The organism is Kitasatospora sp. NPDC002543, assembly GCF_053594915.1.
In genome coordinates this window covers 63,093-88,257 of the sequence record NZ_JBSFWR010000023.1, presented here as the reverse complement: position 1 = coordinate 88,257, position 25,165 = coordinate 63,093, and the positions used below count along the sequence as shown (strand labels likewise).

Here is a 25,165-nt window from a genome sequence, read left to right as displayed (position 1 = left end):
CGGCACGGGCCGGGCGGTACGGGGGGCACGGTACGAGCCGAGCGGTAGGGGCCGGGCGGTACGGGCCGGGCAGTACGAGCCGGGCGGTACGGGCCGGGCGGCGGCGGACGGCGGCGGACGGCGTCGCTGGCTACGATCGGGGGCATGTCCCGGATTCCCCGCGCGGTGGACGCGCTCGCGTCGATCGGATCGAGCCTCTCGATCGGGTCCGTCGGGTCCTTCCTCTCGATCGGGTCGGTGGGCTCGTTCCTGTCCGTGGGCTCGGTGGGCTCGGTGGGCTCGGTGGGATCGTTCCTGTCCGTCGGTTCGATCGGCTCATTCGCGTCCATCGGCTCGATCGGCTCCGCGCTGTCCGCCCTCTCCGTGGGCTCCTGGCGCGGGGCGGGCTCGCGCGGCTCGTGCGGCTCGTCCTGCTCGCCCGGCCCGTCCGCCCCTTCGGATCGGTGACCCGGCCCGTCCGCCCCTTCGGGTCGGTGACCCGACCCGTCACACCGGCCCCGTCCACCGCCGGGTGCGGGCCGTCCGCGGCCGGGCCGTGAAGCCCGGATCACGCACCGCCACCCGATCCGTACCATTTCGATACCGAAGCCGGGATGAGCTGCGAAGATCCTCGCCGCCCGGGCCCGTCCCCGGGTAGGCTCCCGCATGTCCTCCGGCCCTCGCGCAGGCGGCCCCCTGCCGCCGTGCCGCGTTCTCCGTGGGGCGAACCCCCGCGGGCCACTCGGTGGGCACCGCGCACTCGACACCGCGCGCCAGGGCAGTCGCGCGAACGGCGAAGGGCATCGCATTGGCGGATCGGCTCACCGGAGGAGACTCCTCGCTGCTGCGGCGGATCAACGCGGCGGTCACGCTCCGGGCGCTGCGCAACGGCCACTCCGTGACCCTCACCCAGCTCGTCGGGGAGACCGGGCTCTCCCGCCCGACGGTCGAGGGCGTGATCGAGGGTCTGGTCGAGACCGGCCTGGTCGCCGAGGTCGAGCAGCCCAGGGAGGACGGCCAGCCGGGCCCCGGCCGCCGCGGCCGCCCAGCCCGCTGGTTCCGCTTCCGCGCCGAGGCCGGACACATCCTCGGCATCGAGATCGGCGTGCACGACATCCGGGTCATCCTGGCCGACCTCACCGGCGAGGTGGTGGGCAGTCACTTCAAGCCGGTGGACGAGTCCCTCGAGGCCGAGGACCGGCTCGCCGCCGTCCGCACCGCCGTCGCCGAGGTGCTGCGCAAGGCCGGAATCTCCCGGGACAACCTGTGGGCCGTCGGCATCGGCACCCCCGGCATCGTGGACCGCGAGGGCACCGTCCAGCTGGGCACCGCGATGCCCGGCTGGACCGGGCTCGACCTCGGCGCCCGGCTGCGGCGCTCCTTCCGCTGCCCCGTCCTGATCGAGAACGACGCCAACCTCGCCGCGATCGCCGAGCACTGGCAGGGCTCGGCGGTCGGCGCCGACGACGTCGTCTTCGTGATGGCCGGCCTCAGCCCGGGCGCCGGCTCCCTCATCGGCGGCAAGCTGCACCGCGGCTTCGGCGGCGCGGCCGGCGAGATCGGCGCCCTGCACCTGCTCGGCCAGGAGGTCACGCCCGAGCGCCTGCTGTCCACCACCGGAAAGCCCCTCAACCCGCTGGACGAGGCCGCCGTGGCGCGGGTGCTGCGGCTGGCCCGGGAGGGCGACGAGGTCGCCAAGGTCGCCATGGACCGCTTCCTCACCCGCCTCGTCCAGGGCGTCGCCGCGCTCGTCCTGGCCATCGACCCGCAGCTGGTGGTGATCGGCGGCTGGGCGGCCGGCCTCGACGGCGTCCTGGACCCGCTGCGCGAACGTCTGGCCCAGTTCACCCTGCGGGCCCCCGAGGTCGCCCTGGCGGCCCTCGGCTCGGAGGTGGTGGCGATGGGCGCCCTGCGCGTCGCGCTGGACCACGTCGAGGAGCAGCTCTTCGCGGTGGACCCGCCCCGGGCCTGACGGGCCGGGGCCGGGGCACGGGGGCCTCGGGCTCTCGCGGCCGTCGACCCGACCACCCCTCAACGGCAAAGGCCCGGACGCCGATCGGCGTCCGGGCCTCGACCTGAGGGTTTCCGGAAAATGGTTCAGGAGGCGGTACGGACTCCGGCCGTCGCGCCGACCGGGGTGACCTCGACGAGTCCGGCCTCGCCGAAGGTCAGCTTGCAGGTGTCCGCGCGGTAGGTGGCGACCGCCAGCGCCACCAGCCGGCCGGCCGAGGCGTACTGGGTGGTCATCACCAGGACGGGGGCGCCCGGCGGGCGCTCCAGCAGGGCGGCCTGCTCGGCCTCGGCGACACCCAGCTCGACCGAGCGGGACTCGCCGTCCACCTCCAGGCGCTCCAGCTGGCGCAGCACCGAACGGGCGCGGTCGCTCTCGGCGCGGAAGCCCGGCAGGTGCGGCAGGGCGGCGGCCGGGACGTGCAGCGCCTCGGTGGCCACCGCGCGGCCCTCCACCAGCCGGACCCGGCGCACCGTGTGCACCGTGGCGCCCTCGGCGATGCCGAGGCCCTTCGCCAGCTGCGCGGAGGCGGGGGCGGTGGTGCAGTCGATCGTCCGCCAGGACTGGCTGCGCGCGGCGCCGGGCCAGCCCTCCTCCTGCCGGTTGACCGGGACGCCGACCCGCGGGGCGGCGATCAGGGTGCCGATGCCCCGACGGCGCACCAGGCGGCCCTCCAGCTCCAGCTGGTCGAGCGCCTGCCGCAGCGTGGCCCGGGCGACGCCGAAGCGGGCCGAGAGCTCGCGCTCGTTGGGCAGCACCTGACCGGTGGAGAACTCCGAGTCGATGGCCCGCAGCAGCACCGTGCGCAGGTGCCAGTACTTCGGCTCCGGCACCGCAGAAAGCTGTCCTGTCGTTCCCACCGCGTCCTCCACCCTGATGCTGTCCGCCCTGCGACAAGGAGGGCGGATCCCGGGCCCACTGTCCGCTGTCGCGGCAGGTGGGAGAGTGGGCCTTTATCCGTCCTTCTTTATTAAAGGTCCTTGCAGTAAGCGACCCTAGGTGCTCCGTCCGGAGATGGTCAAGACCAATGGCGAGGCTTGACGGGACCGCCGCACATATTCATGCCGCGTTCACGACAGCTCCTGTCAGTCACTGTCACCATCCGCCGGAGCCACTCCACCCGCCCACCCCGACCCGCGCGTCACGATTCGGGCTGGGAACGGGCAGTCGGTAGGCTGCCCGAGTGATCGTGGTGACGAGTGTGAACGTGAACGGAATCCGGGCGGCGGCCAGGAAGGGCTTCGTCGAATGGCTGGCCGGCACCGAGGCCGACGTGGTCTGCCTCCAGGAGGTGCGCTCCGAGCCCGAGCAGCTGCCCGCCGAACTCCGGGACCTGGACGGCTGGCACGCCGTCTGGGCCCCCGCCGCCACCAAGGGCCGGGCCGGCGTCGCCGTCCTCTCCCGCCGGCAGCCGCAGCGCACCGTGATCGGATTCGACTCCGAGGAATTCGACAATTCGGGCAGGTACGTGGAAATCGACCTCCCCGGCCTGACCGTCGCCAGCCTCTACCTGCCCTCCGGTGAAGTCGGCACCGAGCGCCAGGACGAGAAGGAACGCTTCATGGCGGAATTCCTCGTCCACCTCACCGCCCTGCGCGCCCGCGCCGCCGCCGACGGCCGCGAGGTCGTCGTCTGCGGCGACTGGAACATCGCCCACCGCCCCGAGGACCTCAAGAACTGGAAGGCCAACCAGAAGTCCGCCGGCTTCCTCCCCGAAGAGCGCGCCTGGCTCTCCCGCGTCTACGACGAGGCCGGCTACGTCGACGTCGTCCGCGCCCTCCACCCCGACCGCACCGGCCCCTACTCCTGGTGGTCCTACCGCGGCCGCGCCTTCGACAACGACTCCGGCTGGCGCATCGACCTCCAGGTCGCCACCCCCGGCCTCGCCGCCCGCGCCACCGACGCCCGCGTCGAACGCGCCGCCACCCACGCCGAACGCTGGTCCGACCACGCCCCGGTCACCGTGGCCTACGACCTCGGCGACAACTGACCGGCGAAAACCCGTAGTTGGGTCGGGGGGCCGGGGCGACCCCGGACCTCCCCGACCCGAACCCCCTCATGTCGGCGAGCGAGGCCTGCGATCTCGCCCGGCCGGCTTTTTCCAGGTCGATCCGCCGCCCCGCGTCCCACCAGGGGCACCGCGAGCGCGCCGACCGGCGAAAGCGGCTATACGTCCCCACCGCACCCACGGAGCTCACCCGCCGCCCCAGGCCGGAATACGGTCCCGGCGAGGAGCAACCCCCGCGAGTGAAGGACCAGCCTCAGCACGCGGACACCGGACTTGTCATGCCGCCAAGACGCGCTCTTCACCGCACACTTGTCCCACGTGAGGCCCGACCGACAGACCGCGCCGCTTCGCCCACGGCATCGCCGAAGCACCGAGGCGACTGCACCGCATCGCGGTTCCCCCACAACCATGCGAACAGACACCTACCCATACCCGAGCCACCCGCAATGGCGTCCAGACGCCACCGCGCCCACCGGCGACAAGTTGATCCTTCCAGTCCACCGCGCAGCGCACCCAGGCAGCCAGCCACCGCCCCTGACCTCGGACAGGTACCTGCGCGCCCCTCGACCGTGATCTCGACCTCCATGTACGAGTACGCTTCGGAGACGTAGGCGAAGTGCCCTACCAACCTGCTTGGGAGTAAGAGGATATGACGGCCCGACACCGGTCTCCCGACAAGCTGATGGCCGATCGAACTGAATCAACCAGCACCCTCTGACGCCGATCACCGCAGGTCAGAAAGTGTCGGCCCCGCGCTCGCGGGGGTTGCTCGTCGTCGTCGGGGTCGGTGTGCACGGGCGCCTCGTCGGCCCCGCGCTCGCGGGGGTTGCTCCTGGCCGAGGGCGAGGTCACCGGCTGGCTCATGGTCGGCCCCGCGCTCGCGGGGGTTGCTCCGTCCTGCGCGGCCCGCCGCGGTGACGGCCCCTGTCGGCCCCGCGCTCGCGGGGGTTGCTCCGCCTCGCCGTCCCGGCGGAGGCCTCCGGGTGGGTCGGCCCCGCGCTCGCGGGGGTTGCTCCCCGTACCGGGTGATGGTCGGGGTCGGCCACGAGTCGGCCCCGCGCTCGCGGGGGTTGCTCCCACACCGACGTGCGCAGCGCGGTGATGGCCATGTCGGCCCCGCGCTCGCGGGGGTTGCTCCAGGTTGGCGAGCGCGTACTGGAAGCGCCGGTAGTCGGCCCCGCGCTCGCGGGGGTTGCTCCGGCACGATGGTGATCGGCCCGCGCGACGTCATGTCGGCCCCGCGCTCGCGGGGGTTGCTCCCCCCACTACATCGCGTCCACCACCCCGAAGCCGTCGGCCCCGCGCTCGCGGGGGTTGCTCTCGAGAACGATCCGCTTTCCGGTGGTCGCCCCGGTCGGCCCCGCGCTCGCGGGGGTTGCTCCGGCCACACGCCGCGCGCTGCTGCTGGAGGTGGGTCGGCCCCGCGCTCGCGGGGGTTGCTCCGGCACCGCCACGCGAGTCACTCCCGAGGACAAGTCGGCCCCGCGCTCGCGGGGGTTGCTCCGGCACCGCCACGCGAGTCACTCCCGAGGACAAGTCGGCCCCGCGCTCGCGGGGGTTGCTCCGGCAGCGCCAGCAGGACGCCGCACGGGTCGAGGTCGGCCCCGCGCTCGCGGGGGTTGCTCGCCTCGTCGATCGTGAGGAGGTCGGCGGCGGTGGTCGGCCCCGCGCTCGCGGGGGTTGCTCCTTCTGGATCGTCGACCACGACGGCGGCGATGTGTCGGCCCCGCGCTCGCGGGGGTTGCTCCGCGACCGGAAGCGGTGAGCCCCGCCCGCTGGTGTCGGCCCCGCGCTCGCGGGGGTTGCTCCAGTACGGCGTCCCGCAGACCCGCAAACGCGCCGTCGGCCCCGCGCTCGCGGGGGTTGCTCCAGGCACGAGACCGGGCCGGTGCTCCTGGACGAGTCGGCCCCGCGCTCGCGGGGGTTGCTCCTGTTCGGGAGTGATCAGGAAGGCCCGGGCCGGGTCGGCCCCGCGCTCGCGGGGGTTGCTCCCCCCCGCAGATCAGGGCCGACCACGGGTCACCGGTCGGCCCCGCGCTCGCGGGGGTTGCTCAAACACGGCGACGGCCCCGGTGCCGAGCGCTGGGTCGGCCCCGCGCTCGCGGGGGTTGCTCGAAGACGGCCAAGGCCAAGGCCGAGCACGCCCGGTCGGCCCCGCGCTCGCGGGGGTTGCTCAAACACGGCGACGGCCCCGGTGCCGAGCGCTGGGTCGGCCCCGCGCTCGCGGGGGTTGCTCCACCGGGGCGTCGTACGCCGGCGCGGCGGCGTAGTCGGCCCCGCGCTCGCGGGGGTTGCTCCCTGCGCTCCGAGCTGGAGTCCACGCAGGAGGAGTCGGCCCCGCGCTCGCGGGGGTTGCTCCCGGCTCGGCAACCGCCACGAGCACCTCTACCTGTCGGCCCCGCGCTCGCGGGGGTTGCTCCGCGGCGCCGACGCTGGAGCCGACCGTGGCGACGTCGGCCCCGCGCTCGCGGGGGTTGCTCCCCACATGAGCGACCTCACCCCCGCCCAGGCCCGTCGGCCCCGCGCTCGCGGGGGTTGCTCCCGATTGCTTTTGTCGGGGATCCGGCTGCTCATGTCGGCCCCGCGCTCGCGGGGGTTGCTCTCCGGGTGGTCTCGTTCGGCTACCTGCACGGCGGTCGGCCCCGCGCTCGCGGGGGTTGCTCCACACTTCCTTCACTGTTCTTCGATGGCCTGACGTCGGTCCCGCGCTCGCGGGGGTTGCTCCGCGTCCGTGTAGCTCTCGCTGACGGCGCCCGCGTCGGCCCCGCGCTCGCGGGGGTTGCTCGGTGTCGGGGAGGGTGAGCTGCAGGGTGAGGCGGTCGGCCCCGCGCTCGCGGGGGTTGCTCCCGCTGGAGCAGGCCGTTCGGGACGCGTCGGTCGTCGGCCCCGCGCTCGCGGGGGTTGCTCGGCGGGGTTGGTGCTACGCGAGGACGCCGCTCGGTCGGCCCCACGCTCGCGGGGCCGACGCCCTCCTTGGGTGAAAGGAGGACGGCGCACGAGAGCTATCCCCGCGCGTGCGGGGCCGACGGCCGGGGGGCGGGGGTTGCCGGCGGCGGTCGGGAGCTATCCCCGCGCGTGCGGGGCCGACATGACGTCGCGCGGGCCGATCACCATCGTGCCGGAGCTATCCCCGCGCGTGCGGGGCCGACCCCAGGTCCGCCAACTCGACCACGGTCAGCGGGGAGCTATCCCCGCGCGTGCGGGGCCGACAAGTCCCGCGCGCGGATGCGCTCCTCCCAGCCAGAGCTATCCCCGCGCGTGCGGGGCCGACCGTGCGCGACCATGTACCTGGCGCAGCCGTCCGGAGCTATCCCCGCGCGTGCGGGGCCGACGTTGCCCGGCGGGGTGGACTCGATCATGAGGAGGAGCTATCCCCGCGCGTGCGGGGCCGACCGACGGGTCGCCGTCGACCAGGCGCAGCCGCAGGAGCTATCCCCGCGCGTGCGGGGCCGACGGCACGCCGAACGCCAGCATGACCTCCGAGGCGGAGCTATCCCCGCGCGTGCGGGGCCGACCACAGCGGCTACCGCACGTCGACGGAGGCCGTGGAGCTATCCCCGCGCGTGCGGGGCCGACCCAACGGCATCGCGGCGGCGGTCTACATGGCCGGGAGCTATCCCCGCGCGTGCGGGGCCGACGGTCTCCCTGGTCAGTGGTTGTGGTTGGTGACGGAGCTATCCCCGCGCGTGCGGGGCCGACAGCACCCGGGCCTCCCTGCCGTCCGCGCTCGTGGAGCTATCCCCGCGCGTGCGGGGCCGACCGGGTCGACGGGGATACGGGGGAGGTCGGGGAGGAGCTATCCCCGCGCGTGCGGGGCCGACGCTTCGTGACCTGCGGGTTTACCGGCGGGAGCGGGCCGAGAGGATCAGTCCGTCGAAGTCGACGGGCTTCCAGCGGTCCTTGCCCGCCGTGCGGACGGTCCAGCCCTGTTCGTTGGTGGCGGGTTCCACGAGGACGGCTTGGCCGTCGCCGATGCGGGTGGCGAGGAGCTCCCAGAGGCGGTCGCGGATGCGGCGGCTGGGGGTGCCGACGAAGACGCCGGCGTTGACTTCGACCATCCAGCGGGTGAGGTGTCCGCGGAGGCCTTCGGGGGCCGCGATGAGGATGATGACGGTCATGGGCTGCTCGTGTCCTGGGTGAACTCCGGGCCGATGATGGCCAGGTGTTCGCCGCCCATTCCGGGATCGGCTGCGGAGGGCGCGAGTGGGCCTTCGCTGCCCGACCAGTTGACACCACCTTGGACGGCGCCGACGCGTTCGTCCCAGAGTTCGTTGACCTCGACGTCGGGCATCTCCGTGCCCTCGGGGCTGAGGAGCGCCTTGACGTCGTGCACGATGCGGCCCAGCAGTTTGTCCTGGGCGATGCGGTCGCGCAGGCCGAGGCGGGCATCGCGTTCCTCGGTGTGGCCTTGCTTGGCGAGGTCGAAGGCAAGCGGGATCGTGTATTCGGCCTTGTAGAGATCCGCGATGTCCAGGACGAACGAAGTCGCCAGTCCTGTGTGGACGAAGCCGAGGCCGGGGCTGGCCCCCAGCCCGGTGATGACCGCGTGGCAGATCCCGTAGAGCGCGGCGTTGGCCGCCGACAGGAGCCGGTTGAGGTCGTCGCCCGCGGCATACGCGTCACCGGCCTTGTAGACCCGACCGTTCCAGGGAACTCCGGTTCGGCGGGACTCGGCCTGGTAGAGCTTGCGGATGCGGGCGCCCTCGCGGCCGCGCAGCTGCTGCATGGTGGCGGTGCTGACGTCCTCGCCGGGGAATCGCATGCGGTACATGTTCCGTGCGACGCCGAGGCGCTCCTTCGTCCGGCTGACCAGCCAGGCCTGCCGGTTGAGGAGTCCCGCACCGCGGCTGGGGCCGAGGCCGGCCGCGTACATGCGCACGCCCTGCTCGCCGACCCAGCACATGGTGGTGCCGGAGTCGGCGAGCAGGTTGACGGCGCCGTGGGTGATGCGGGTGCCCGGGCCGAGCAGCATCACGGCGACCATGGCGGCGGGGACGCGGACGGTCTCGCGCTTGTTGATGACGACGACGGCGTTCTCGTCGCGGTCGATGTGGCTGCGTTCGACGTAGACGCTGGAGACGCGGTCTGCGAGGCGGTGCAGGTCGTGGGGGTGGGCTTTCCACCAGATGTCGGCCATCGGTCAGCGCGCTCCGGCGGGCAGTGGGGCGAGGGTGAGCAGGCCGCATCCGTAGGCCTTGGAGGGACCAATGCCACCGAGGAGCGCGGCCTGCAACAGCCCCGGGTCGCTGATGCGCAGACGGCCCTCGAACGTGGCGGTGGTGAGCGTGACCGGGGTGCGGGTGCCGGGCTTGGTGAAGGTGGTGCGGCTGCGGTCGGTGATCCTCACCTCCCGGGCCGGTCCCGTATCGGACGAGGCAACGGAGACCGCCGGTTCGAGGCCCGGCGCGGGGTCGTCGGTGCGCGCCACGGGGATGGTGAAGCCCCAGCGGTCGGTACGTTCCAGGAACCAGGTGAGCTGCTGGGCCGCGGTGCGGTGAGCCATGCGGTAGGAGCGGTGATGGAGTTCGGCGGCGGTCTTGGCGCGGTGCTGGCCGGCTTTGTCGGGCCTGGAGGTGTTCTGGACGGGGCTGGCCTTGAGCCGGAAGGAGAACTCACGGCCGGTGGCGAGCTGGCCGAGCAGCGGACTGTAGTCGCGGACCGCGTAGTGCTCGCCTTCGGCGTCGGGCCATCCGGCCTGTTCGACGATGTGGGTCCAGTCCGGCTTGGAGGGGGTGAGGGCCAGCAGCACGGGGCGGCGCGGGTGGTCGGCGTCCAGGCGCCACAGGATCCGGTCGCCAGGGGCGACGTCGGGGACTCCGGCGGTGACGGCTCCGTGCAGGGCGCGGGGGTTGGCGAGAAGGGTACGGCTGGCCGCGCGCAGGGGGTTGATGCGCACACGGGAGAGGTAGGTCATCGAGTCACCAGCCCAACAGGGCGAACGGGTCGTGGCCGACGGCCGCCGAGGCCGGTTCGCCGATCGTGGCGGACGGGTCGAGGCCGGTGGGGACGTCGAGCCAGGTGTGGCGGATCCGCCGGGTGGAGAACCTGCGGTTGCGGGGGTCGAAGGAACGCGGGACGTCCTGGAGGGTGTCGTCGCCCGACGGGTCGTCGAAGGTCGCGGCCAGGTCGATCCGGTGCGGGGAGAACGGTGCCGGGCCCCGTTCGGCCCGCCGACGGTAGGCGGCCTTGGCAGCCTTCCCCGCCTGCCAGGGCTCGTCGGCCAGGATGTCCTCCAGGGTCCCGTCGCGCACCGCGCCGAGGGCGATCGGCTGGGTGGGCACGCAGGAACGCCGGCCGAGGGCGAGCGGGAAGGCGGGGCGGCGGATCGCCTCGGCGAGCACCTCGACGAGAGCGGCCGAGCCCTGGACGGCGGCGACGAACACCGCGTCCTGAAGGTAGTAGCGGTGGGTGACGTGGGTGTCCTTGGCCGGGGAGGTCGGCTTCTGGACGCCCTTGGCGTTGACGCCGGCCTGCGGCAGCGGCCGTCCCCGGTAGTCGCTGACGGTGTGGTAGTCGCGCAGCAGGGTGCCGGGCTGGTCGATGCGCACGCCCAGGCGCAGGCCGACCAGGTCGGTGAGGTCCGCTTCGCGGGGCCGGCCCGCGGCCGCGGCGAGCAGGCCGACGACACCGGACTTGGTCGGCTGGGGCCGGCTGTCACGGCGGTTGAACGCGCTGCGGTCGCCCCAGGACTGGAGCGGACCTGCCAGCCGCAATACAAGGACCGCCTGAGCCTCATCCTGCGACCCAGAGGTCGGGGACGGTACGGGGGTGGGCTCGGCGGGCATCAGTTGTCGCTCACCCGCTCGGTGAGGGCGGTCCGCAGGCCGTCGCGCAGTTCGGGGAAGGTGCGGTTCGCGCCGAAGGCCTCCGCCAGCCGCTGCCCGGTCTCGTCGGCACCGAGGGTGTGGCAGATGCCGACGTACAGCGGGCTGTCACCCCACTGCTCGGTGGCGGTGGCGAACTCCCCTGCGAGTCGGCGCGCGGACTCGGCGACGATGCCCCGGCTCGCCGGGACGGGGTTCTCGTAGGCGGAGACGAGGTTCACCGGCTGGTCGGCGCGCAGGACGACCGCGACCAGGCTGGGGCGGGTACGGTGCGCGAAAGAGTTGCCGTAGCCAGTGGGCATGGAGCGGGCGAAGGAGTCGACGAACAGGTCGACGGCGTCGACGGCGGCCTTGTCGTCGCCGAGGTTCTCCCGCAGCTGGTGCAGGCCGACGGTGGCGTAACGGTAGAGGGTGGCCGAGTTGAAGCCGATGGTGCCGATCATCCCGGCACCGGTTTCGTCGGCGGTGTTCTCGTCGTCGACCGCCGTGTAGTAGTCGAATTCGAGTTCGGCGGCATGGGTGGAGATCGCGTGCGCGACCTGCGTCGCGGCATCCACGTTCAGGCCGGGGATGTCCGCGACCATGCGGCCGAAGAGCGCGACGTCCACGGGGTGACCGGTCTGCAGCTGCTCCTTGACCGGCAGGGCCTTGACAGCCTCGTCGAGGCCCTTGGCGTCGAGGGCGGCGAGGGCGGCGGCGGTGTCGGCGACCAGGGCGACGATGCCGTCCAGCTGGCGGCGCCCGTAGAAGAGGAGGTAGGCGGTGTCGCCGTCCTTCTTCCCAGCAGAGATCCCGGTCGACTTGATCAGCGCGTCGGCGACCCGCTGCGCGTCCTCAACCGCGATGCCGCCGCGCTCGGCGATGCCCTTTGCCAGCTGGGCGGCGATTCGCTTGGTGCGGGTGGCGAGGTCCTGCCGGTCGCGGCTCTCGGCGAAGTGGACGCGGGTGGCGCGCTTCCAGGCCTGGGAGGAGACGCGGGAGCGGCGTTTGCCGCCGAAGTAGGCCTCCTTTGGGTTGCCGTTGTCATCCCGGTTGAGGTTCGCCGGCGGGACGGTCTGCAGGATGTGCACATCGATGTAGAGACGGGCGGTCATGCGCTTCTCCTCGAAGGGTGGCGGTGGGCGTGCCGGGGTGGTGACTGTTCGCCGGTACGGTCAGCTACCGGCGGGGCCCTTGTCCTTTTCGTTGTCCTTCCAGGCCTGGTAGCCGATGGCCCACTTGAGGCGGACCTGCGGGCGCCGGTCGGTGTGGTGCCAGGCCTGGATGTCGGCCATCAGGTGGTTGTAGTCCAACGGCTGCCCGACGGTGCGAAGTTGGGTGACCAGGCCGCGCAGGTGGACCAGCAGTGCGGACACGCTGGTCGCTCCGGCGAGCTGGGCGACGCGGGTGTCGAGCGCGTCTTCGCTGAACTTGCCGCTGCGGCGCAGGGCCCGCAGCGCCTCGCCGAGCTTGACGCCGCGACGGTGCATCGGCGTGGACTGGCTCTGCTGGTGGAGTCCGTAGAGGGCGAGGGCCGCGTGTTCGGCCTTCTGCTCGTCGGAGACCTCGTCGCGCAGTGCGAGGACGTCGTTGACCTCGCAGCTGTAGAGCGGCCACATCTTGGGGCTGTCCATGACGGGGCGCCCGAGACCGGAGCGCATGGCGGCGAGGTCCTCACCCGGGGGGCGGCGCGGCTGCTGGGTGTGGGGGTTGACGCGCCAGGTGTGGTCGGGGGCGGTGACCTGATCCCAGTACCGGCGCCGCTTGGCGGTGGGGGTGTGTTCAGTCGTCAAGGTCCGCTCCACGGTCGGGTTCGAGGTCGGGTCCGGTCTCGGCCGCCCGGGCGGCGGCCGCTTCCCTGACGGCGTCGGCATAGCGGGGAAGGATCTCGTCGAGCCGGCGCCGGAAGTTGCCGCCCGCCGTGCCGAGTCGGTAGGTCTGCGGCTTGCCCGACGTGCCGGCCGGGCTGACGACGCGGCCCGCGAAGGTGGTGGCGGGGGCGGCCAGCAGGAGCTCGTTCGCCGCGTCCCGCGCGCGGCGGTGGGCGAGTTCCTCCCAGGCGAGCCTGCCCCGCTCCAGGATGTCGTCGTCGGTTCCGGCGTCGCGGACGCCGGCGAGCAGGCGGCGCACCAGGGGGTCGAGGGTGTGCAGGAGGAGATCGCCGGGGCGCTGGCCCTTGTCCCACGGGATGGGGTCGGTGCCGGCGGCCCGGCGCAGGTCGGCGGAGAGGTTGTTGACGGCCTGGGCGAGCTGTTCCGCCTGCTCGGCCACGTCCAAGAGGAGCTGGTGAGCCTCGCTGTCCTGGTGGAGGGCGAGCAGGGGCAGCGGGATCGCGTCGTGGATGACGTCCTCGACGACGGAGGACTGGGTGCCGTAGACCATGCCGAAGATCTCGACCTGAAGGGGGTAGTCGGCGGGGAGTTCGCCTTCCTCCTGCAGTGCGCTGACCTCGTCGAGCAGGATGCTCGTCTCGAAGGCACCGTCCGGGCCCTGGCGGATCGGGGCGAGGAGGGCGTCCAGGCCGCGCCAGGCGGCCTTGCCCTGGGTGTGGCGGCGCGGCCTGCGCTCGGGCAGGACCGAGGCGGACTTCTTGGCGGGAGCCGTGAACGTCCAGGCCGTGTGCGGCTCCTGCTCGGACGTGGGCGTGAGCCGGTCGCCTGCGCTGATGACCACCCGGGTGACCTTCAGCCGGCCCGCGTCGTCCTGGTGCGGGATGAGCCGGATCCGCCGGGCCTGCCAGGTCCACAGGTCGAGGAGGCCCTCGGCCGCGCGGGACTCCCAGACCGGTCCGTGCGGCCCGCGCTTCCATTGCGGGACACCGAGAGCCTTGGGCGGGGTGAGCGGGAGGTTCAGCAGGAGGGTCTCGTACAGAGTGCGTCCGATGGGGACGATGACGCCGAGCTGGCCGAGCGGGCCCGTCGGGTTCCCGGTCGTCTTGCCCGCCTTGACCTGGTCGTCTCCGACGACACCGGTCTTGATCGCCGCGGTGTCCCAGCAGTGGGTGTGCACGAGCCAGTGGGCGGCCCGGGCCGGTGTCAGGTCGAGCGGATCCGCGTCCGTACGGCTGGCGAACAGCGGGACGTTGTTGCCACTCGCGGCGGTCGCCACGAGGGCGGCGGAGCCCTTCGTCTCGCCCTTGGCGGTGCGCAGTCCGGCCACCTGCCCGAACGGAGCCACGGGATCGAAGAGGTCGAACTTCGCGCGGTGCTCGTCGAGGTACCTCTGGAGACTGCCCAGCTCGTCCTTCGTGAACCCGCCCTCCCGCATGAGTCGTTCGCCCTTCTGCCGGAAGCTCCGGGGCGCACCGGTGGCATCGGCGACGACGGGCAGCAGGACCTGGCGCAAGACGGCCGGGAGCTGGGTGGAGAACTCCACGACGAGGCCTTCGAGCTCGTGGCACCGGGCCAGGACCTCGGCGATCCCCAGCTCCACGGGCGGCCCGCCGCCGACGGGCCGCACCGTCAGCCACGGTTCGTCGACAAGGTTGTACCCAGGCACGCGCTGTTCTCCCAACTAGCCATGTTTAGCCTGCCGTTCGTTCATCGTGGCACCGGTGGTGACCCGTTGTGGGGTAAATGCTTGAATTACCCCTCGGTCCCGCGGGCTTCGTCCGCGGGGATGGCCCCTGGCCGTGTTTGCGAGCCGGTGTCGGCTGCAAGTCGGCCCCGCGCTCGCGGGGTTGCGTTGGTGGGCTGGCAACTGCCCAGCCCACCGACTCGCCGTCATCCGTAACGGCGCCCTCCGCTCACCACGAGGCCGAGCCGGTCGTCGTAGCGCAGCCGGAAGTCTCCGAGGACCGCGGCACCGTCCTCGTCGAGTTCGAGGGCCAGGCTGAATCGCAGCCACGGGTGGTCGCGCCAGCCCGACAGGGGACCGAGCACCTGCTCGGCCACCTCGGTCGGGCCGGCGGGCAGGCGCACCGTTCCGGAGAGCACGTCGTCCACCATCTCCGCCGCGACCTCGCCGTTCGGCCCGAGCTTGCGACCCGTCATCGCGTGAAGGTCGCGGTCGGTGCGGCGCACCAGGACCACTTCCGCACTGCGGTCCCCGTCGCGGACAAGTGCCTCGAACTGACCCTCCGCCAGCGTGCTGTGGGCTCCGTAGTGCAGGCCGACCAAGGTCGGCTCCCCGTGCTCCCCGGCGCGGGTCAGCACGTACTGGGCGGCTTCCGCCCGGCGTTTGGCCTGCCGTTCCTCCCAGACCCGCAGGGCCTGCACCTCGGCCTCGGCCCACTCGGCCGGAACGACGGGATCGGTGCCGTAGACGCGGGCGACCAGGTCCGGGACCCGGCCGGGGATGCTCCAGACACATACGCCTGCGCCGCTCGTCGCCGTCCGCATGACCTCGGCGGCCGTGCGCAGCAGGAGATAGCGGCCGTAGATCTTCTCGGAGGCCTCCAGGATGTGTGGCGCGTCGTCGCCTCGGAGGCCGATGCCGGTGACGACGACGGTGGGCTGGACCAGCAAACGGGGGCGCTTCACCCCGTCGTGGCGGTGGAGGCGGCCGATACGCTGGAGGAGGAGGTCGATCGGGGCGAGGTCGGTGATCAGCAGATCGGCGTCGACGTCGAAGGACTGCTCCGCGAGCTGGGTGGCGACCACGATCAGCCGGTCGGGGCGCTTGACCCCCTTGGCCGGCGGTCCGAGGAGTTCCAGCACCTCTTGAGTCCGGTCGGCTCGGTGTCCTGCGTGCAGGCGGCCGTGCAGAAGGCGGACATCGGCGCCGAACTCCTTCCGGAGGGCGCCGAACGTGGCCTGGGCGCGGGCGACGGTGTTGCGGATGACCAGGACGCACCCGCCGTCGGCCAGGCGTTCCCGCAGGTAGTCGGTTACCTGCGCATCCGCCGGTTCGACGCCACTCCGGTGGTCGCGGGGCCCGTGCGGCACCGGCGGTTCGTCAAGCACTTCAACGCGCACCGGGAGGTCGTCGCGCCACGGCTCCGTGCTCTCCACCAAGAAGCCCGGACGCCCGCCCTGCTCCGCCCACACGGCCGTCACGTTCGGGTACCCCTGCGGTTCCGGAAGCCCCGGGAGATTCGGGAGATCCGGATGGTCCGGATGGTCCGAGACCTCAGCCGACCGTGCACCGGCCAGGTAAGCGGCGGCCAGGCTGCGCCGCTGCTCGGGCGGCAGGGTCGCTGACAGCAGCACCACCGGCACCCCGGCCTGGCCGAGCCACCACAGGCCCTCCAACAGGAACTGCGACATGTAGACGTCGACGGCGTGGACCTCGTCGAGGACCACGACTTTGCCCACCAGACCAGCCATCCGGAGCATCACATGTTTGGTCCGGGTCGCGGCGTACAGGAGCTGGTCGATGGTGCCGACCGCGAACGGGCTCAGCAGGCCACGGCGACGGCCGAGGAACCACTCGGCGGGAGCCCTGCGCTCCCCGCCCTCGCAGCCGTCGAAGCAGTCGGTCCGCATGCCGAACTCGTCTTCCCCCACCGACGCGAAGGGGTCGTCGGCCTCCTGCCCCCACTCCCCCGCGCCCTCCAGCAGGGAGCGCCACTCCTTGTTGAACATCCGCTTGCCGTGCAGCAGCGCGACCTGGTCCTCCAAGCCGTCCTCGACCTTGCGCAGCCACGACCGGACCTGGGTGAGCATCGGGTCCGCGGTCGCCTGGGTCGGCATGCCCAGGAACACCCCGTCCGCGCCGTGACGCGCGGCCAGCAGCTCGGCCGCCGCCAACGCGGCCTTCGTCTTCCCCTCCCCCATCGGCGCCTCGACGATCACCAGGCCAGGCCCGCCCATCCGGCGCACCACATCGAGGACCAACTCCTGGGAGCACCTGGGCCCATGGCCGAAGCGGTCCCGAAACGACTCGGGGCCGGGCACCGCCAACGCCCCCCACCCACCACGCAGTTCGAGCCTCGACCACGCCGCGGCGGCCCGCTGCCGCGCCTGGGGCAGCGTGACCATTGTCAGATCGGACACGCCCTCGAAGTGCCGCTCATCGCTGGCGATCCAGTCCGCCATCACCACAAACCCGGACAACTGGAGCTGCACCGCACGACTCGGCACCAACGCGGGCTCCACAGCGGCAAGCGGCGCCTCACTCTCGTAGCCGAGCTCCCGGGAGAAGACCTCCACAAGCGCCGACTGCGCCATCTTCCAAGGTCGGCTGGATCCCTGAAGCTTTTCGTTCTTCTTCGGTGGGCTCAACTGTCCCACTGTCGGGATCAGCCCGTGGTGGCCGGCAACCAGCGGCCACACCCAGCCGATCTGGTCGCCCGCCCACTTCGCTTCGGCGAGCAGCGCCCTCAGCACGCGGGCGCCGGCCTTGTCATGCCTCCAAGAGGCGCCCTTCACCGCGTACTTGTCCCAGGTGAGGCCCGATTGACGGACTGCGGCTTCGCCGGCAGCGTCGAGCTGCTGGAACACCGGGGTGGCCTTGCCGCAGTCGTGGATCCCGCACAGCCAGGCGAACAGACGTCGGCCCATTCCCGGGCCACCCGCGATGGCGTCCAGACACCATCGCGTCACCGGCGGCAGGTAGCGGTCCCAGATCACCTCCGCCACGGCGGCAGTGTCCAGCATGTGCGACAGCAGAAGGTTGGCCGTCCCCCCGGCCCGCCCCGCGGACTTACCCCACAGCGCGCCCAACCAGCCCCTGACCTCGGGTGGATACCACCGCCAGCGGTCCTCGACCATCATCCCGACCTCCACGCGCGAGTACGCTTCGGGAGCGTAGGCCACGACACTGACAACGAGCTTGCGGGTAAGCGGATATGACGATTGGACATATATAGTGATCGGCAAACTGCTGGCCGATCGAACTGAATCAGCCGGCTTCCTCTGACGCCAATCACCGCAGGTCAGGAAGTGTCGGCCCCGCGCTCGCGGGGGTTGCTCCGGACGGCGGCCGTAACTGTCCCGCAAGGGTGTGTCGGCCCCGCGCTCGCGGGGGTTGCTCCACCTACCAGCCGGGCAGCGGGAACACCGACGCGTCGGCCCCGCGCTCGCGGGGGTTGCTCCCGCGTCCGCGCTGGTCAGACCCCGTCCACCACGTCGGCCCCGCGCTCGCGGGGGTTGCTCCGTGATGGTGTCGCTCACTTCTTCGGGTCTCCTGTCGGCCCCGCGCTCGCGGGGGTTGCTCCGCGCCGTCCTCATCGCCCGCCGCACCGGCACCGTCGGCCCCGCGCTCGCGGGGGTTGCTCCGCGGCCCTGTCCGTCGTCGCGTCGTACCAGACGTCGGCCCCGCGCTCGCGGGGGTTACTCCCGCGACACCGCCGGATCCAACGGCGTTAAGTAGTCAGCCCCGTGCCCCGGGGGCTGCCGGCACCGAAGCCGTCAGGATGTTCCCAGGAGGCCTACCACCAAAGCTGGCAGACACCCCCGAACAGGATGCGCGCTAACGGGTGGACCTTTTTCGAAAAGGTGTCGTTCCGCTGGCGCATCGACCTCCAGGTCGCCACCCCCGGCCTCGCCGCCAAGGCCGTCGAGGCCTACGTCGAGCGGGCGGCCACCCACGCCGACCGCTGGTCCGACCATGCGCCCGTCACCGCCGTGTTCGATCTCGGCTAACTGGCCGACAGCTGGCGATAGTTCAGCAGCACCGAGAGGCAGTCAGAGGCCGCTAAAACCCGGCCGTGCCGGAATTCCCTCTCATCTGCAGGCCGACGCGACACCGGCCTCACGCTCCAGCGGACTTCCCCGCTGGAGCGTTTCACAAAGTGAGTCGATCGCCGGTTCCGACGGCGCCCTGGTCGACAGTAGTCAGCGCGGATCCGCGGCGACCGGCCGAACCGGCACGGCCCCCGCTCGTACCCGGGCCCGGCTGACCGGCTGTAGCCTGCCCTTCGCGCTCCAGGCTAGCGACCGTTATCGCCCGCCCGGTCGGCGGCACCGAGCGGGCGGGCGGCAAGGGTCGCCAGCCGCCGGTGGCCGTCACCCCCTCCCGCTGGGTGACGGCCACCGAACAGGGCTCACGCAGTGGTCACTAGCACGACCACGGCGTGGTGACGTGGCCCGTCAGGGTGTCCACCGCCGCCGTCCTACCCTCGCTGGGAATGCAGAAGTAGTAGGTGGGACGCGGGTTCTGCACGACGGGCTCATTGAGGTACAGGGGCTTGAACGCGCCGGTGTGCCCGGTCTTGACGGCCAGATCGTGGGCCTGGACCTCCGTCATGGTGAACGGGGAGATTGCTTGGATCCCGATCGGGACGCGCCACGGCTGCGTGCTCTGGTACTGACCGGTGGTTGAGTACTTGTACTCGAAGGACGGCTCCGAGTCCTTGGCCCGGAAGCGGATCCACGAGGCCTGGACGTCATTGGGGTTGGTCGTGGATGTCAGCAGGACGGCGTCCGCGTCCGGTTCCAGGAAGGCCTTGATGATTTCGTCGTCGCGCTGCTTGAGTAACTTGATCGCCGCGAACTGCCTGCCACTGTCGCTATTTGCCGTGTCGACGGCCTTGTGCACCTTCGACAGACCGCCGCTGCGCGCGCTGTCTCCCACCAGCAGGAAGCGACCGTTGATCACATGCGGTCCCGCTCCTCGTCGAGCACCGGCGTCAACTACAGTCCGGCCATCCTGCCGGCCCAGGACTCCTCGGTTGGATGATTCGGCAGATCCGGGCTTGATCGTGGCCAACTCCTCGATGACTACAGTGCCCGACGCTCGACCAACTTATTGTTTATCTTCGGCTTGTTGGGGAGAGCTGTAGCCGAGGACGTGGTCGACGGCATCGGAGGCAGCCAATCCGGTGGCCCGGAGGGTGGCCACTCCGGAGTGTCAGAGTGGGGTGGTGCCGCCGCCGATGGCCATCGGGGGGATGCGGCCGCCGGGTGTGGCGAGGGCCGTCAGGCGGAGGGGGACCGCGCCAGGAGGCGGTTGACGAGCGTGGTGAGTTCGGCGGGGGTCCTGACGGCGGCGGACTCGTCCTCCTCGATGTCTATGCCGAACTCGCGCTTCAGCCTGCTGAGCGTCTCCAGCAGGGCCAGCGAGTCGTAGCCCAGGACGGCGAAGTCGAGCTCCTCGGGCTGGTCGGTGGGCTCCAGGGGGTCACCCTCGCCGGCGCACTCGCGCAGGATCGCCAGGAGCCGGTCGGTGGTCAGGTGGGTCATGGTGGTCTCTTCTCCGGTCACGGTTGGGTGGGGTCGGACGGGGGCCCGCCGGGTCCGGTCACGACCAGGGCCGAGTTGAACCCGCCGTGTCCGCGGGCGAGGATCAGCGCCGTACGCAGCGGGCCCCGGCGCGGGCTCGTCACCAGGTCGAGGGTGTGATCGGGCAGCGGCCGGGCGACGTTGACGGTCGGGGGGATGACGCCGTCGCGCAGGGCCAGTAGCGCCGTGGCCACGTCGAGCGCGGAGCCACCCGAACTCAGCCGCCCGGTCATGGTCTTGGGGGCGGTGACCGGTACGCCGTACGGGCCGAAGAGGCCGCGCAGGGCTTCGGCCTCGACCGCGTCCTCCGCCCGGGTGCCGGCCGCGTCGGCGAAGACCACGCTGATGTCACCGGGCCGCAGCCCGGCGTCGTCGAGGGCCGCTCGGGCGGCGCGCAGCAGGTTCGCGGGCCGGCCGGAGTCCGGCGGCGGGTCGAAGGTGGCCGCGTAGCCGGTGATCCGGCCGTACCAGCGGCCGCCGTCCAGGGCTCCCCGCGCACGGGCCGCGTCCTCGCGCTCCAGGACGAGCAACGCGCCGCCCTCGCCCGGCACGTAGCCGTCGGCCTCGGGGTCGAAGGGGCGGTAGGCCCGGGTGGGGTCGGTCCGCCGGCTCATCCGGGCGGTGCTGAGCTGGGCCACCCAGCCCCAGGGGCAGGGGGATCCGTCCACCGCGCCGGCGAGGACCATCCGCTGGCCGCGGCGCAGGTCGCGGCGGGCCTGGCCCAGGGCGTCGAGGCCGCCGGCCTGTTCGGTGACCAGCGCGCCGGCGGGGCCGCGCAGCCCGTGCCGGATGGAGATCTGTCCGGTGTTGACGGCGTAGAACCAGGCGAAGGACTGGTAGGCGCTGACGTATTCGGGGCCGCGCCCCCACAGGTTCTCCAGCTCCCGGTGGCCGAACTCGAAGCCGCCCGCGGAGGCGGCGGTGACGACTCCGGCCCCGTACTCGGGCAGGGCGGCCGGATCGACCCCGGCGTCGGCGAACGCCCAGTCGGAGGCGACCAGCGCCATCCTGGTCATGTGGTCGGTCTGCGGCAGGAGCCGGCCGGGCAGGTGCTCCTCCGCGACGAACCGGGGGATCTCGCCGGCGAGCCGGCTGGGGTAGCGGTCGGCGTCGAAGCGGGTGACGGGGCCGATCGCCGAGACGCCGTCCAGGGTGTTCGTCCAGTGCTCGTCACGGCCCAGGCCCGTCGGGGCCAGCACGCCCATCCCGGTGACGACCGGGTCGGCCCCGCTCACGCGGCGGCCCGTCCCCGGCTGCCGGGCTCGGTCAACACCATGGCGCTCTGGAAGCCACCGAAGCCGCTGCCGACCGTGAGGACGTCGGACACGGCCACCGAACGGGCCTCCAGCGGCACGTAGTCGAGGTCGCACTCCGGGTCGGGCTCGCGCAGGTTGGCTGTGGGCGGCACCACGTCGTGCCGGATGGCGAGGGCGCAGGCGGCGATCTCCAGGGAGCCGATGGCGCCCAGCGAGTGGCCGATCATGGACTTGATGCTGCTGACCGGGGTGCGGCGGGCGTGCTCGCCGAGGCTGAGTTTGAAGGCCGCGGTCTCGTGCCGGTCGTTCTGGCGAGTGCCCGAGCCGTGGGCGTTGACGTAGTCGATCTCCGACGGGTCGGTCCGGGCCTCCGCCAGTGCCGCCCGGATCGCCTCCGCCATCTCCCGTCCGTCGGGGCGCAGTCCGGTCATGTGGAAGGCGTTGGAGCGGGCCGCGTACCCGCCGATCTCGGCGTAGACCTCGGCGCCCCGGCGGCGGGCGTGCTCCCGCTCCTCCAGGACGAGGACCGCGGCGCCCTCGCCGAGGACGAAGCCGCGCCGGGTGCGGTCGAAGGGCCGGGACGCCTCGGCCGGCCGGTCGTTGTAGGGGCTGGTCGCCTTGATGGCGTCGAAACAGGCCACGGTGATGGGCGAGATGGGGGCCTCGGTCGCGCCGGCCATCATCACGTCGGCGGTGCCGTCCACGATGAGGTCGGCGGCCCGGCCGACCGCGTCCAGGCCGGAGGTGCAGCCGGTCGACACCAGGGAGACGGGGCCCTCTGCCGCGATGCGGTCGTGCGCGACCTCCGTGGCGATCGAACTGGGAACGAAGTAGTCGAACAGGTGTGGCACCGCATAGGTGTGGTCGACCAGCCACCGGCTCCCGCTGTCGCTGACGACGGCGTATTCGTTCTCCAGACCGGTGGTGCAGCCGACGGCACTGCCGATGACGACGCCGACCCGGGAACGGTCCAGGGCGTCGGGGTCGATGCCGCTGTCCTGGATTCCTTCGCGGGCGGCGACGACGGCGAATTGCGCGGCCCGGTCCATCCTCCGGATCTGCCGGGGTGTGAGCCCTTCCGCCGCAGGGTCGAAATCGCATTCCGCCGCCATTCGGGACCGGAATGGCGAGGGGTCGAACGCGGTGATGGTGCGGGTGGCGGTCCGGCCGGACGTCAGCAGCTCCCAGAACGGCTTCACACCGATCGCACCGGGCGCCACGATCCCGATTCCGGTGATGACCGCGCGGCGATTCTCCGGCGCTCTCATTCCGTCCCCCCCTTTACCTTCGTGCGTTCATCCGAATTCTCTGCCCCGGTCCCGACACCGCGGATCTCCGGGCCGGCACCGGCGGTAATGCCCACGGAGGGATCGTGCGCGGATCGGCTCGCATTCGGCTCAATGGCCCGTGGAGGGTCGCCAGGGGGCTCGGCGGCGGCTCCGGAAGCGGGTCCGACGTCCGATCCGGCCGTCCGGTGGGACGCTCCCCCGTTCGAGTCCCGCTGGAGGACTACTCGAACAGGCGGGCGCACAGGGCCTGTTGGGCGGAAACTGCGCCTGGGCGGCAATGCGGTCCGAGGCCGGGAGAGCGGTGCCCCCGCCGGTCGTGGCGGGTGGCGGACGCGGTAGTGGTGGCGGGAAAGGATCGCCCGGCGCCCGAACCGTCGACCCCGGTCGAAGGACGGAACCCGCGAGCTGACGAGCACCGTGCGGCGACCGCGGCCGCGCGCCCACCGGGATCGAATATCCGCCACTTCCCAATCGGTCGGACTTTACGGGAACTTTTCCTTCGGCGGGCAATGCAAAACCAGACAAACAAGACATCTCGTTCTTTTGGCAGTGATTCAGACCGCCACCTCCGGGCCCGCTGCCCGTCATTGACCAGGTGTATTCAAGGACTTACGGTGAAGTCGTGACGATCACCTGATGACGAGATGCGTGCTCGATCTCATCCGGAGCGACCCCACCACTCCGCTACGAGCACGACAAGATGTCAGGCCCCACCTGAACGGGAGGAACATCTTGGAGTTCCGGCTTTTGGGCCCCGTCGAGATCCTGTGGCGGGGGCGCAACATCATGCCGACCGCGCCCAAGCCGCGTCAGGTCATATCCCTGCTGATACTGCGGCACGACACCGTCGTGCAGGCACCCGAACTGATCGACGAGCTGTGGCCCGAACTCCCGCCCCCGAGCGCGGTCACCACCCTCCAGACGTACATCTACAAGTTCCGCAAGCTCCTGCTGAAGCAGGGCCTGGGGAACCTCCTGCAGACCCAGCCGGGCGGCTACGTCCTCAGCATCCCGGAGGACACCCTCGACGTCAGCCTCTTCGAGCGGGAGGCCGAACGGGGCCAGGAGCTCCTCCAGCGGAACGAGTCCGCGGCGGCGCTGGAGAGCTTCGAGCGGGCCCTGGCCCTGTGGCGGGGCCCCGCCCTCGCCGACGTCGAGACCGGCGGACGGCTCTTCTCCTACGTGACCCGGCTGGAGGAACTGCGCTTCCGCATCCTCGAACTGCGGATCGAGGCCGACCTGGAAGCCGGCCGGCACCGCGAACTCATCAGCGAGCTCAAGGCGCTGGTCCTGGCCCACCCGCTGCACGAACACCTGCACGGGCTGCTGATGGTGGCCCTGCACCGATCCGGCCGCCGGCACGAGGCACTGGAGGTGTACCGGATCCTGCGCCAGAAGATGATCGACGAGCTGGGGCTCGAACCGGGCAGCGACCTCGCCCGGCTCCAGTACACCCTGCTCTCCGACCCGCCCGCCGAACCCCCGGAGCCGCGCGGCCCGCAGCCCGCACCGGTGGCGCCCGCCCTCGCCCCGGCCGGCGAGCGCACGCCCGCGCCCGCGCCCGCCCACTCCCCCACCCTCCTGCCGCCCGCCGCGGTCTTCCCGGCGCCGCCCCTCTCGCCGCCGGATTCCATCGGGACACCCGCCCAACTGCCCGCCGGCCTCGCCGGGTTCGTTGGCCGGCAGGCCGTCCTCAAGGAGCTGGAGGCGGCGCTGCGCGAGCCGGACGACCCCGAGGCCCACGGCACCGCGGCCCGCATCGGCGTGATCAGCGGACCGCCCGCGATCGGCAAGAGCGCGGTGGCCGTGCACCTCGCCCACCTGCTCCGCACCCGCTTCACCGACGGACAGCTGTACGCGGACCTGCGCGGCTCCTCCACCGAGCCGCGCGACCCCGCCGAGGTCCTGCGCGGCTTCCTGCGGGCCCTCGAAGTCCCGGCCTCACGCATCCCGGAGAGCCTGGAGGAGTGCGGGGCGCTGTTCCGCTCCCGCACCTCCGGGCGGCGCATCCTGGTGCTGCTGGACGACGTCGAGTCCTCGGCCCGGATCCGGCACTTGCTGCCCGCCGACCCGCGCTGCGCGCTGCTGGTCACCAGCCGCCGCCGAATGGCCGCCCTGGTGGAGGCCGAGCACGTCGAACTGCACGCGCCGCCCCGGGAGGAGGCCCTGGAGATCCTGGCGGCCCTGGCCGGCCGCCACCGCGTCGAGCGGCAGCCGGAGGCCGCGCTGCGGATCGTCGAGCTGTTGGGCCGTCACCCGCTCGCCCTGCGCTGCGTGGGCGGGCGGCTCGCGGCGGGCCCGGGCCTCTCGCTCGCGGTGCTCGCCGACCGGCTCGGGGCCACTCCCCGCATCCTGGACGTGGCCCGGCTGGGCGAGCTGGACGTGCGCTCCCGGTTCGAGGCGAGCTACCACGGACTGACCGGCGCGGAGCAGGAGGTCTTCCGGCTGCTCAGCGAGGTGGACGAGTCGCCGTTCACCGCGAGCCGGGCCGCCGAGCTGCTGTGCCGCCCGGCCCAGGACCTGGAGACCATCCTGGAGGAGCTGGCGGACCACCACCTGCTGGCCACCGACCGGCGCGGGGACGGGATCGGCCGCTACGTCTTCGACCGGCTGGCCCGCGCCTACGCGCGGGAGCGGCGGGAGGACGCGCTGGCCGCCCGGCCGCTGGTCCAGCAGGCGGCGGTGCGCTGAGGCGGGCCCGGCAGGTCCCGCCGG

Annotated in this window: 17 protein-coding genes, 1 pseudogene and 2 CRISPR repeat arrays; of the genes and pseudogenes, 5 read left to right on the top strand and 13 right to left on the bottom strand. The window is 72.4% G+C overall.

Going from position 1 to position 25,165, the window contains the following annotated elements; all coding sequences use genetic code 11:
* The first annotated feature begins 144 nt into the window (after positions 1-144).
* Positions 145-447, top strand: coding sequence for a hypothetical protein (locus ACWD4P_RS13425; protein WP_449779687.1), 303 nt, complete (start codon positions 145-147; stop codon positions 445-447).
* Between the two features lie 340 nt (positions 448-787).
* Positions 788-1,951: an ROK family protein gene (locus ACWD4P_RS13420; protein ID WP_359826392.1), complete on the top strand. Its 1,164-nt coding sequence runs from the start codon at positions 788-790 to the stop codon at positions 1,949-1,951.
* Between the two features lie 125 nt (positions 1,952-2,076).
* Here the strand turns inward: ACWD4P_RS13420 and ACWD4P_RS13415 are convergent, their stop codons facing one another.
* Positions 2,077-2,850: a GntR family transcriptional regulator gene (locus tag ACWD4P_RS13415; RefSeq protein ID WP_359826389.1), complete on the bottom strand. Its 774-nt coding sequence runs from the start codon at positions 2,848-2,850 to the stop codon at positions 2,077-2,079.
* Between the two features lie 323 nt (positions 2,851-3,173).
* Here ACWD4P_RS13415 and ACWD4P_RS13410 point away from each other — a divergent pair, with 323 nt between their 5' ends.
* On the top strand, positions 3,174-3,980 hold the full coding sequence (locus tag ACWD4P_RS13410) for an exodeoxyribonuclease III (RefSeq protein WP_449779686.1): 807 nt from the start codon (positions 3,174-3,176) through the stop codon (positions 3,978-3,980).
* A gap of 761 nt (positions 3,981-4,741) precedes the next feature.
* A CRISPR array of direct repeats spans positions 4,742-6,906; the repeat unit is 29 nt; unit sequence GTCGGCCCCGCGCTCGCGGGGGTTGCTCC.
* Positions 6,907-7,837: 931 nt separating this feature from the next.
* On the opposite strand, the gene cas2e is transcribed toward ACWD4P_RS13410, so the two are convergent.
* From cas2e to ACWD4P_RS13370, 8 genes are all read right to left on the bottom strand, one after another.
* The gene (gene cas2e / locus ACWD4P_RS13405; protein ID WP_359826378.1) at positions 7,838-8,116 is read right to left on the bottom strand and encodes a type I-E CRISPR-associated endoribonuclease Cas2e; all 279 of its coding nucleotides are present in this window, start codon (positions 8,114-8,116) and stop codon (positions 7,838-7,840) included.
* The gene (gene cas1e / locus ACWD4P_RS13400) at positions 8,113-9,135 is read right to left on the bottom strand and encodes a type I-E CRISPR-associated endonuclease Cas1e (RefSeq protein ID WP_449779685.1); all 1,023 of its coding nucleotides are present in this window, start codon (positions 9,133-9,135) and stop codon (positions 8,113-8,115) included. The genes cas2e and cas1e overlap by 4 nt, the downstream gene beginning before the upstream one ends.
* A 3-nt stretch (positions 9,136-9,138) precedes the next feature.
* On the bottom strand, positions 9,139-9,912 hold the full coding sequence (cas6e, locus tag ACWD4P_RS13395) for a type I-E CRISPR-associated protein Cas6/Cse3/CasE (RefSeq protein WP_449779684.1): 774 nt from the start codon (positions 9,910-9,912) through the stop codon (positions 9,139-9,141).
* A 4-nt stretch (positions 9,913-9,916) separates the two neighbouring features.
* Positions 9,917-10,783, bottom strand: coding sequence for a type I-E CRISPR-associated protein Cas5/CasD (cas5e, locus tag ACWD4P_RS13390; protein ID WP_449779683.1), 867 nt, complete (start codon positions 10,781-10,783; stop codon positions 9,917-9,919).
* Positions 10,783-11,916: a type I-E CRISPR-associated protein Cas7/Cse4/CasC gene (gene cas7e, locus ACWD4P_RS13385; RefSeq protein ID WP_449779682.1), complete on the bottom strand. Its 1,134-nt coding sequence runs from the start codon at positions 11,914-11,916 to the stop codon at positions 10,783-10,785. Before cas7e ends, cas5e begins: the two co-directional genes overlap by 1 nt.
* Positions 11,917-11,976: 60 nt before the next feature.
* Positions 11,977-12,594 (bottom strand): type I-E CRISPR-associated protein Cse2/CasB, encoded by a 618-nt coding sequence (gene casB, locus ACWD4P_RS13380; RefSeq protein ID WP_449779681.1) that lies wholly within the window; start codon positions 12,592-12,594, stop codon positions 11,977-11,979.
* A complete protein-coding gene (gene casA, locus ACWD4P_RS13375; protein ID WP_449779680.1) occupies positions 12,584-14,299 on the bottom strand; it encodes a type I-E CRISPR-associated protein Cse1/CasA in 1,716 nt (571 codons plus the stop codon). Before casA ends, casB begins: the two co-directional genes overlap by 11 nt.
* 224 nt (positions 14,300-14,523) lie before the next feature.
* Positions 14,524-17,457: a CRISPR-associated endonuclease Cas3'' gene (locus ACWD4P_RS13370; protein ID WP_449779679.1), complete on the bottom strand. Its 2,934-nt coding sequence runs from the start codon at positions 17,455-17,457 to the stop codon at positions 14,524-14,526.
* Between the two features lie 170 nt (positions 17,458-17,627).
* Positions 17,628-18,022: direct repeats of the CRISPR family, unit length 29 nt; unit sequence GTCGGCCCCGCGCTCGCGGGGGTTGCTCC.
* A 170-nt stretch (positions 18,023-18,192) separates the two neighbouring features.
* On the opposite strand from ACWD4P_RS13370, the pseudogene ACWD4P_RS13365 reads away from it, so the two are divergent.
* A pseudogene (locus ACWD4P_RS13365) lies at positions 18,193-18,327 on the top strand (exodeoxyribonuclease III); the annotation flags it as partial.
* Between the two features lie 415 nt (positions 18,328-18,742).
* Here the strand turns inward: ACWD4P_RS13365 and ACWD4P_RS13360 are convergent.
* The 4 genes from ACWD4P_RS13360 to ACWD4P_RS13345 form a co-directional block, all read right to left on the bottom strand.
* Positions 18,743-19,282 carry a hypothetical protein gene (locus ACWD4P_RS13360; protein WP_449779678.1) on the bottom strand — a complete coding sequence of 180 codons (540 nt, stop codon included), beginning with the start codon at positions 19,280-19,282 and terminating at the stop codon, positions 18,743-18,745.
* 320 nt (positions 19,283-19,602) lie between these two features.
* Complete coding sequence (locus tag ACWD4P_RS13355) at positions 19,603-19,866, bottom strand: acyl carrier protein (protein ID WP_449779677.1); 264 nt, start codon at positions 19,864-19,866, stop codon at positions 19,603-19,605.
* Between the two features lie 17 nt (positions 19,867-19,883).
* A complete protein-coding gene (locus ACWD4P_RS13350) occupies positions 19,884-21,110 on the bottom strand; it encodes a ketosynthase chain-length factor (protein WP_449779691.1) in 1,227 nt (408 codons plus the stop codon).
* A gap of 26 nt (positions 21,111-21,136) precedes the next feature.
* Positions 21,137-22,429 carry a beta-ketoacyl-[acyl-carrier-protein] synthase family protein gene (locus tag ACWD4P_RS13345; protein WP_449779676.1) on the bottom strand — a complete coding sequence of 431 codons (1,293 nt, stop codon included), beginning with the start codon at positions 22,427-22,429 and terminating at the stop codon, positions 21,137-21,139.
* 753 nt (positions 22,430-23,182) lie between these two features.
* On the opposite strand from ACWD4P_RS13345, the gene ACWD4P_RS13340 reads away from it, so the two are divergent.
* The gene (locus ACWD4P_RS13340; protein WP_449779675.1) at positions 23,183-25,141 is read left to right on the top strand and encodes a BTAD domain-containing putative transcriptional regulator; all 1,959 of its coding nucleotides are present in this window, start codon (positions 23,183-23,185) and stop codon (positions 25,139-25,141) included.
* Positions 25,142-25,165: the final 24 nt, after the last annotated feature.

What these genes read in the sequence shown, in the direction of transcription:
- ACWD4P_RS13425 (WP_449779687.1), top strand. Translation starts at nt 145, where the DNA reads ATGTCCCGGATTCCCCGCGCGGTGGACGCGCTCGCGTCGATCGGATCG.
- cas2e (WP_359826378.1), bottom strand. Translation starts at nt 8,116, where the DNA reads ATGACCGTCATCATCCTCATCGCGGCCCCCGAAGGCCTCCGCGGACAC.
- cas1e (WP_449779685.1), bottom strand. Translation starts at nt 9,135, where the DNA reads ATGGCCGACATCTGGTGGAAAGCCCACCCCCACGACCTGCACCGCCTC.
- cas6e (WP_449779684.1), bottom strand. Translation starts at nt 9,912, where the DNA reads ATGACCTACCTCTCCCGTGTGCGCATCAACCCCCTGCGCGCGGCCAGC.
- cas5e (WP_449779683.1), bottom strand. Translation starts at nt 10,783, where the DNA reads ATGCCCGCCGAGCCCACCCCCGTACCGTCCCCGACCTCTGGGTCGCAG.
- cas7e (WP_449779682.1), bottom strand. Translation starts at nt 11,916, where the DNA reads ATGACCGCCCGTCTCTACATCGATGTGCACATCCTGCAGACCGTCCCG.
- ACWD4P_RS13370 (WP_449779679.1), bottom strand. Translation starts at nt 17,457, where the DNA reads ATGATGGTCGAGGACCGCTGGCGGTGGTATCCACCCGAGGTCAGGGGC.
- ACWD4P_RS13355 (WP_449779677.1), bottom strand. Translation starts at nt 19,866, where the DNA reads ATGACCCACCTGACCACCGACCGGCTCCTGGCGATCCTGCGCGAGTGC.
- ACWD4P_RS13350 (WP_449779691.1), bottom strand. Translation starts at nt 21,110, where the DNA reads ATGGGCGTGCTGGCCCCGACGGGCCTGGGCCGTGACGAGCACTGGACG.
- ACWD4P_RS13345 (WP_449779676.1), bottom strand. Translation starts at nt 22,429, where the DNA reads ATGAGAGCGCCGGAGAATCGCCGCGCGGTCATCACCGGAATCGGGATC.